Genomic DNA, 7,325 nt, shown 5'->3' with positions numbered 1-7,325 from the left:
ACCCCGAGATGCAGCCGGTCGGCGATCTCCTTGTTGGACAGGCCCACGCCGAGCAGTCCGAGTACCTCCCGCTCGCGCGGGGTGATGGCCGGCGCCGGGACGTCCGCGGTGTCCGAGGAGGAACGGGTGCGGAGAGCCTGGGCGACGAGGCGGTCAAGGACGTTCCGGCTGAAGGGGGCCTCTCCGTGGGCTGCCCGGCGTACGGCCTCCAGGAGTTCGGCCGGTGGGGTGTCCTTGACGAGAAAACCGCAGGCTCCGGCCGCGAGCACCGGATACAGATGGTCGTCGTCGTCGAACGTGGTGAGGGCGACGACTCGGGTGGCAGGGCGAGCGGCCAGGATGCGGCGGGTGGCCGTGATGCCGTCCATGCCGGGCATTCTCAGGTCCATGAGGACGACGTCGGGCGTGAGGCGTTCAGCCAGCCGTACCGCCTCCGCGCCGTTGTCCGCCTCGCCCAGGATCTCGATGTCCTGCGCCTGCTCGAAGAGCATGCGCAGTCCCATGCGGACGAGCTGCTGGTCGTCGACGACGAGTATGCGGATCACGGCTGGGGCTCCATGTCGGGTGCGAGGGCGGGCAGTTCGGCCGTGAGCCGCCAGCCCTGAGCGTCGGGGCCCGCATCCAGCCGGCCGCCGAGCAGGTCCACGCGTTCCCGCATGCCGATCAAGCCGTGTCCGGAAGGGCCAGGGGCCAGCGGCCGGGCCCTTCCGGCGCTGTCGTCGTGGATCGTCACGTGGACGGCGTCACCGGCCACCCGCACGACCAGCTCGGCGTGTGCGCCGGGCCCGCCGTGCTTGGCCGCGTTGGCCAGGCCCTCCTGGGCCAGGCGGAGGACCGCGAGGCCACGTACCGCGTCGAGCCGTGCGACCCGGGGATCCACGGAAGCGGTCACGGTCAGGCCGGTCCGGCGGCTGTGTTCCACCACCGACTCCAATGCCGCCGGCAGTGCCCCGGGCGCGACCAGGGAGCCTGTCTCGGGACCGGTCCCGTCCGGGGCGCGCAGGAGGGTCACCAAGCGCCGCAGATCGGTCAGCGCCGCTCCGGCGCTGGCGTGCAGGTCGTCGAGGACGGCCGTGATCCGCGGGTCGGTGGTGGTGTCGGCGGCGGTGACGTGCCGGGCCACACCGACGCGCAGCACCATGGAGGAGACGTGGTGGGCCACGAGGTCGTGCAACTCGCGCGCGATGGTGGTGCGCTCCGCCGCGCGGGCGGCCAGCAGCTGTTGCTCGGCACGGAGCTCCTGCTGCTCCGCGTGTCGGCGGGCGTGCACCGCGGCATCGCGGGTCACGCGCACGTACGCGCCCAGGAGCAGCGGCACACCGGCGACGATGCCCATCTTGTAGAGCACCGGGAGGAGTTCGCCGGGCAGCTCCTCGAAGCGGTTCACGGCGACGGCGAGCGCCAGTGCCGTCGCCCCGGCGGCGAGGCAGCGCCCGGACTGCTGTACCGCCAGCTCGAAGAGGGTGACGGCGGCCAGCACCTTCAGCGAGGAAACGGTGCTCGCGCCGAGCGCATGTGCGGTGACGAGCAGGACCGACTGCGCCAGGAGCGCGACGAACACCCACCTCCCCGCGACCAGACACAGCACGAGCCCGGCTGCGGCAAGGCCCCAGTCCCCTGCCCCGGACGGCCGCTGCAGCAGGAGAACATAGCCGACCATCACACCGGCAAGCATCAGGATCCGTATGCCGGCGAATCTCCTGTCGAACGCAAGCTCGATCCAAGGTCGGTTCACGCCCCCCACGATAGGCAGACGCCCGTGCGCCCGGGGTCCTGCCATGGGAGGAGGCCACCTCCTCCCACGAGCCGCGATGTCCGACCCGAGGACGGAGCCGGGAACCCGGGACGGGCTGCGACCGTGATCGCCATGGATGCCTACACGAACACGAGTGCCACCGCAGACGCAGAACCCGCCGCCATGGGGCGGCGGTCCCTCCTCGGCGGCGCCGCCGCTCTGGGACTGGGGAGCGTGGCCCTCGGTGCCACCGCCCACGCGGCCGACGCCCGGTCGAGGTCCCGCACGAAAGGCGGCCGCTTCCAGGGAAGGTCGGTGCTCATCACAGGCGCCACATCCGGCATAGGCAGGGCGGCGGCGAAGGCGTTCGCCGCCGAGGGGGCTCATGTCGGATTCTGCGGCAGGCGAGCCGAGTTGGGACGCCAGGTGGAACGGGAGATCCGGGACGCGGGCGGCGAAGCCACGTACATCCAGGCCGATGTCCGCGTGGACGCCCAGGTGCGGGGCTTCGTGGACCAGGTCGCGAGCCGTTACGGCGGCATCGACGTGGCCTTCAACAACGCCGGCATCGGCGGCGGCAAACTGCCCCATGAGATGAGCGTCGAGGAGTGGGACGACGTCCAGGCCACCAACGCCCGGGGCGTGTTCCTCGCGATCAAGTACGAGATTCCGCACATGCTCAGGGCGCAGCGCGGCGTCATCATCTGCACCTCGTCGTCAGCGGCCGAACAGGCGCGGCCGAACGGCGCCGCGTACACCGCGAGCAAGCGGGCGGTGCAGGGCATCGTGAAGTCCGCGGCGCTCGCGTACGGACCCAAGGGAATCAGGCTCAACGCCCTGCTACCCGGCACTGCCGACACCCCCTTCGTCCGCCCGCCGGGGATCCCGGACGCGGATTGGGCGAAGTACAAGCAGGCGTGGGGGCCGCTCAACGTCGACGGCCTCGAACGGATGGCCGAAGCCGAGGAGATCGCGCGCGCGGTGCTCGGGCTCGCGTCGGACGACTTCCCCTACATGACGGGTGCGTCGATCAGCGTGGACGGCGGAAGCACCGCGGGCCGGAAAATGGTCCAGCCGAGCGGTGTCCGAGGCTGAGCCCTTGGGCCTGCCGCTCACGCGCTCCGTCACCCCCGCCGCACCCGAGCCACAGAGGTGGTCACATGCTCGTCCGACTCGTCAAGGGTCTTGCCCTGCTGTCCACCGGCACCCTCGCGGGCGCGTTCGGCTACGGCGCGGCCAACCTCGTCCCCACATTCGACGCCGTACCGCTCCAGATGAGGCTGTCCTTCCATACCCAGCTGATGGAGATGAACGGCATCACCATGCAGGGCGCCATGGGGCTGTCCGCACTCAGCGCCGCGACGCTCGCTGTGATGACCCGCGGCGTCCCGCGGATGCTGGCCGGCGGGGCAGGGCTGCTGGCACTGGCGTCCTTCCTGATAACCCGGCTCGGCAACGTTCCCATCAACGGCCGGATCAAGGAGTGGGCCGCCACCTCGGCGCCCCTCGATCACGCCGAGATCCTGGATCGCTGGGAGGCTTTCAACTACGCCCGCACAGGCACCGCGTTCGCCGCCTTCGCGCTGCTGATCGTTCTGGCCCTGCATCGATCCGGCGCCGAGCGTGATCCGAACGAAACGGCCTAGTGCGACGATGGCCGGACATCCCTGAACACGCCCTCGCACACCGGCCGCCGCCTGCGCCTTCGCGTAGGCGGCGGGCCGTCCTCGGCCGGCTCGTGTGCTCAGCTGCTCCGTTGCCGCCTGTGGTACTCCTGTGCCGGGAGTCCGCCGATTCCCCAGTCCTCCAGCTCGACCTCGTCGATGACCACGAACGTCGTCGCCGGGCTCTTGTCGAGGACCTTCACCAGCAGATCGGTCACGCCCGCGATGATCTCGGCCTTCTGCTCGGGCGTGGCGCCCTCTCGGGTGATCTTCACGTTCACGTACGGCATGGCGGCTCAGCCCTCGCCCTCGTCGTCGGTCGTCCGGATCGTCGCCATCCGCTGCTGGACTGCCCTCTCCACCTCGTTCCGCGCGGTCACAGCGCACGCCCCGTCACATGGCCGCCGTCCACCCGCAGGGCGTGACCGGTGATGAACTCCGCGCCCGCGAGGTAGAGGACCGCGTCCGCGATCTCGGTGACCTCCCCGATGCGGTTCAGGAGCGCGAGCCCGCCGAAGGAGTCCACGTCCGCGTCCTCGAGCAGCGGGGTGCGGATGACGCCCGGCGCGACGAGGTTGACGCGGATCCCGTCCGCCGCGAGTTCGGCCGCCAGGCTCGTCGTGAGCGTGTGCACGCCGCCCTTGCTGACGACCGGCGCGGACGCCGGGAAGCCGGCGATCGCGTGGTCGACGAGCACCGTGCCGATGTTGACGATGCTTCCGCCGTGACCCTGCTCCCGCATCCGCCGCACCACGGCCTGGGTGGTCAGGTACGTCCCCTTGAGGTTGCCCGCCAGGTACCCGTCGAGCTCCTCCTCCGTCACCTCGGTGAAGGGCTTCGCCGCGAACGTGCCCGCGTTGTTCACCAGGACGTCCACACCCCCGAACCGCTCCACGGCCGCCCGCACGAGCGCCTCACCGGTCGACGCGTCCCCGATGCTCCCCGCGACCTGGGCGACCCGCGCGCCCTGCCCCAGCTGGGCGGCGGCCTTGGCGAGGCGGTCCGCGTCGCGACCGTTGATCACGACGTTGGCGCCCTGAGCGAGGAAAGCCCGGGCGATGCCCAGCCCGATCCCGCTCGACGCCCCCGTCACCACTGCGGTGATGTTCGTCGACATGCGCACAACTCCTTGAATCGATGCCGTCGGCCCTCTCGGCCTCCCGACATCCACGAACCTAGGAGCGCGCCACTCATAACACCACGTCGAATATTGAAGCCTGGCATAATCCAGGGTTATGTCTGTGGATCTGCGCGACCTCGAACTCCTCGCCGCCACCGCCGAATCCGGTTCGCTCACCGCGGCGGCCGAGCGCCTCTACGTCAGCCAGCCCGCGCTCAGCCAGCGCCTCACCCGTCTCGAGGACCGGCTCGGCATGCCGCTCTTCGACCGGACCGGACGCCGGCTGATCCCCAACGCCGCAGGCCGGCGCCTGCTGGTCACGGCCCACCACGTGCTCGACGAACTGCGCTCCGCGACCCGCGACCTGCACGAGATGCGCGACGGACGCGACCGCCGGGTGCGCTTCACCGCGCAGTGCAGCACCACCTTCCAGTGGTTGCCGCCGGTCATCCGCGCCTTCCGCCGGCGGCACCCGGAGACGGAGGTCCGCATCGAGTCCGTGCCCGACGACGCGCCGGTCCCCGCGCTCCTCGCCGACCGGGTGGACGTCGCGCTGGTCACCAAGCCGGACCTGGAGATGGAACGGGTGAGCGTCACCCGGCTCTTCGACGACGAGATGGTCGCCGTGGTCCCCTCGGACCACCCCTGGGCCGCGCTCCCGCACCTCACGGCGGAGGACTTCACGGACGCCCACCTGATCCTCTACGACGGCTATGACCAGACCCGGATCCCGTCCATCCCGCTCCCCCTCCCGCCGAATGCCCGGCCCGCCCGCGTCACCACGATGCCGGTGATCACGGACCTGGTCATCGAGATGGTCGCCGGCGGCCAGGGTGCGACGATCCTGCCCAACTGGGTCGCCAAGCCGTACGCGAACTCCCACGACCTCGCGCTCGTCCAGGTCGGCGCCACCCCCATGGCCCGCACCTGGTACCTGGCCACCCGCCAGGGCCCCCGCCCGCCCCACCTGCAGGCGTTCGCCGACGAACTGACCGCCCACCTCGCGCGCCCATAGCAAAGGCCCGTAGCAGGGCCAAAGGCCCATAGCAGGGCCCGTAGCAGCGCCCGTACTCAGGCAGGTCGGCTACGCGGACGGCCCGGGATCGAAGGCGTACGGGGACAGTTCGCGCAGCGCGCCGGCCGGGTCCGGCGTGTGGAGGGCGAGGCGGGCGAAGGGCGCGGCCGTGGGGCGGAGTTCCAGGCAGAGGACCGGGCGGTTGCCGACGCGGATCGCGGCGAAGTCCTCGCCGTCCGGGAGGATGCGCGTGCCCACGGCGATCCGGTCGGGGATCCACAGGCCGCGGCCTTTGAGGCCGCGCAGGGCGCGCCACCAGTCGGGTTCCAGGCGGACCCGCCGCAGCGCCTCGACGGGGACGCGGATGTCGCCGCGGCGGGCGGCGAGCTTCTCCCACCAGGCCAAGTGGACGACGATGTCGGTGTCCTCCACGGTCACCCGCGCCATCAGAGGGCCCCGCTCACGAGTCGGTCAAGGAGGGCCGGGAGGTCGGCGAAGGAGTCGACGACGTGGTCCGGGGCGCCATCGGCGGCCCGCAGCGTCTCCGGGCGGAACTTGCCCGTGCGGACCAGGACTCCGGTGATGCCGTTGCGCTGTGCCGCCAGGACGTCCGACTCCACGTCGTCGCCGATCATCACGGCCGCGCCCGCCGCGACGCCGAGGTGGGCGAGCGCGGCGGCGAAGAACGCCTCCGCCGGCTTGCCCGTGACCACCGCCTCCACTCCGGAGGCCCGTTCCAGGCCGAGCAGGAAGGCCCCGGTGTCGAGGTCGAGGCCGCCGGAGGTGCGCCAGTACAGGTTCCGGTGCATGGCGACGAGTCGGGCGCCCGCGTCGAGATGCCGGAAGACGCGGTTGAGCGCCTCGTACGTGAAGGCGTCGCCCGCGCCGCCGAGGACGACCACGTCCGGGGCTTCGGCGTCGTCTGCCAACCGCACCCCGTCCAGGTCGTCTCCTACGTCGCCGGCAGTCAGCAGCAGGCAGCGGGCGTTCGGGTGGTGGGCGCGCAGGTACGAGGCCGTGGCGGCGGGCGCGGTGAGGATGTCGTCCGCCCCGACCGGGAAGCCGAGTCCGGCGAGTCGCGTGGCGATGGAGGCGCGGGTGCGGGAGGTGTTGTTGGTGACCAGGGCGAGCGGGTACCCGGCGGTGCGCAGCGCGGTCATCGCCGCCACGGCCCCCGGCAGCGGCTCCCAGGACACCGTGAGGACGCCGTCGATGTCGATCAGGACGCCCGTGTCCCTGTGACTGCCTCCGCGACTCTCCATACGACTGACCGTCCCCGAGCGGCCGGGGCCGCGCAAACGGAACCCTCAGTGCGGCAGGGGCTCCGGCCAGCGCCGGTGGTGCCGGTCGATGACGTACGCGTGTCCGTGCCGCCACCCCGCGTCGGCGGGCAGCGCGCCGGTGAGGTGCGGATGGCCGGGTGGCAGGTCGGCGTGCACGTGGTCGAGCCGGGCGGGGTCGCGGCGCGGCCAGGTCCGGGCCGCGACGCCGACGGCGACCAGCACGAGCGCCCCGAGCACCGCCGCAGTGACGGGCAGACCGGCGGCGGTCCCGAGCCAGCCGGCGAGCGGGTAGGTCAGCAGCCAGCAGCCGTGCGAGAGGGAGAACTGGGCGGCGAAGGCGGCCGGCAGGTCTGCGTCCGCGGCCGAGCGCCGGATCACCCGCCCGGCGGGCGTGAGCACGGCGGAACAGGCCGCTCCGATCGCCGCCCAGGCGGCCAGGATCGCCCACCACGCCCCCGCGTCGGGCGCGCTCACCGCGAGCGCGGCGACCACGGCGAGGACGACCGGC

Annotated in this window: 9 protein-coding genes and 1 pseudogene; 3 read left to right on the top strand and 7 right to left on the bottom strand. The window is 72.2% G+C overall.

Annotated elements, in window-relative coordinates; all coding sequences use genetic code 11:
• Positions 1-545 (bottom strand): response regulator (locus tag VIU94_RS19260; protein WP_331913064.1); only part of this gene is annotated, 545 nt, incomplete at its 3' end.
• On the bottom strand, positions 542-1,735 hold the full coding sequence (locus tag VIU94_RS19255) for a sensor histidine kinase (RefSeq protein ID WP_331913063.1): 1,194 nt from the start codon (positions 1,733-1,735) through the stop codon (positions 542-544). The genes VIU94_RS19255 and VIU94_RS19260, both read right to left, overlap by 4 nt.
• A 132-nt stretch (positions 1,736-1,867) precedes the next feature.
• On the opposite strand from VIU94_RS19255, the gene VIU94_RS19250 reads away from it, so the two are divergent.
• Both VIU94_RS19250 and VIU94_RS19245 read left to right on the top strand, forming a co-directional pair.
• Positions 1,868-2,830: an SDR family NAD(P)-dependent oxidoreductase gene (locus tag VIU94_RS19250; RefSeq protein WP_331913062.1), complete on the top strand. Its 963-nt coding sequence runs from the start codon at positions 1,868-1,870 to the stop codon at positions 2,828-2,830.
• A 65-nt stretch (positions 2,831-2,895) separates the two neighbouring features.
• Entirely contained in the window at positions 2,896-3,381 is a 486-nt protein-coding gene (locus VIU94_RS19245; protein WP_331913061.1) for an anthrone oxygenase family protein, read from the top strand.
• A gap of 98 nt (positions 3,382-3,479) precedes the next feature.
• Here VIU94_RS19245 and VIU94_RS19240 read toward each other — a convergent pair whose 3' ends face one another.
• Both VIU94_RS19240 and VIU94_RS19235 read right to left on the bottom strand, forming a co-directional pair.
• A complete protein-coding gene (locus tag VIU94_RS19240; protein WP_331913060.1) occupies positions 3,480-3,680 on the bottom strand; it encodes a tautomerase family protein in 201 nt (66 codons plus the stop codon).
• A 95-nt stretch (positions 3,681-3,775) separates the two neighbouring features.
• Positions 3,776-4,516 (bottom strand): SDR family NAD(P)-dependent oxidoreductase, encoded by a 741-nt coding sequence (locus tag VIU94_RS19235; RefSeq protein ID WP_331913059.1) that lies wholly within the window; start codon positions 4,514-4,516, stop codon positions 3,776-3,778.
• Positions 4,517-4,634: 118 nt separating this feature from the next.
• On the opposite strand from VIU94_RS19235, the gene VIU94_RS19230 reads away from it, so the two are divergent.
• The gene (locus VIU94_RS19230; RefSeq protein ID WP_331913058.1) at positions 4,635-5,534 is read left to right on the top strand and encodes a LysR family transcriptional regulator; all 900 of its coding nucleotides are present in this window, start codon (positions 4,635-4,637) and stop codon (positions 5,532-5,534) included.
• Positions 5,535-5,603: 69 nt separating this feature from the next.
• On the opposite strand, the gene VIU94_RS19225 is transcribed toward VIU94_RS19230, so the two are convergent.
• From VIU94_RS19225 to VIU94_RS19215, 3 genes and pseudogenes are all read right to left on the bottom strand, one after another.
• Positions 5,604-5,981, bottom strand: a complete 378-nt coding sequence (locus VIU94_RS19225) for a hypothetical protein (RefSeq protein ID WP_414720975.1) — start codon at positions 5,979-5,981, stop codon at positions 5,604-5,606.
• Positions 5,981-6,796, bottom strand: coding sequence for a TIGR01458 family HAD-type hydrolase (locus tag VIU94_RS19220; protein WP_331913056.1), 816 nt, complete (start codon positions 6,794-6,796; stop codon positions 5,981-5,983). The genes VIU94_RS19225 and VIU94_RS19220 overlap by 1 nt, the downstream gene beginning before the upstream one ends.
• 45 nt (positions 6,797-6,841) lie before the next feature.
• Positions 6,842-7,325, bottom strand: a pseudogene (locus VIU94_RS19215) (MFS transporter); the annotation flags it as partial.

Origin of the sequence: Streptomyces sp. (genome assembly GCF_036566765.1) — a bacterium.
In the GTDB taxonomy this organism is placed as follows: Bacteria; Actinomycetota; Actinomycetes; order Streptomycetales; family Streptomycetaceae; genus Streptomyces.
Note: the sequence above shows the minus strand (reverse complement) of the source record. Positions and strands in the feature narration are given on the sequence as shown.

Coding starts and splice junctions, on each gene's coding strand:
- VIU94_RS19250 (WP_331913062.1), top strand. CDS start 1,868: ATGGATGCCTACACGAACACGAGTGCCACCGCAGACGCAGAACCCGCC.
- VIU94_RS19245 (WP_331913061.1), top strand. CDS start 2,896: ATGCTCGTCCGACTCGTCAAGGGTCTTGCCCTGCTGTCCACCGGCACC.
- VIU94_RS19235 (WP_331913059.1), bottom strand. CDS start 4,516: ATGTCGACGAACATCACCGCAGTGGTGACGGGGGCGTCGAGCGGGATC.
- VIU94_RS19230 (WP_331913058.1), top strand. CDS start 4,635: ATGTCTGTGGATCTGCGCGACCTCGAACTCCTCGCCGCCACCGCCGAA.
- VIU94_RS19225 (WP_414720975.1), bottom strand. CDS start 5,981: ATGGCGCGGGTGACCGTGGAGGACACCGACATCGTCGTCCACTTGGCC.
- VIU94_RS19220 (WP_331913056.1), bottom strand. CDS start 6,796: ATGGAGAGTCGCGGAGGCAGTCACAGGGACACGGGCGTCCTGATCGAC.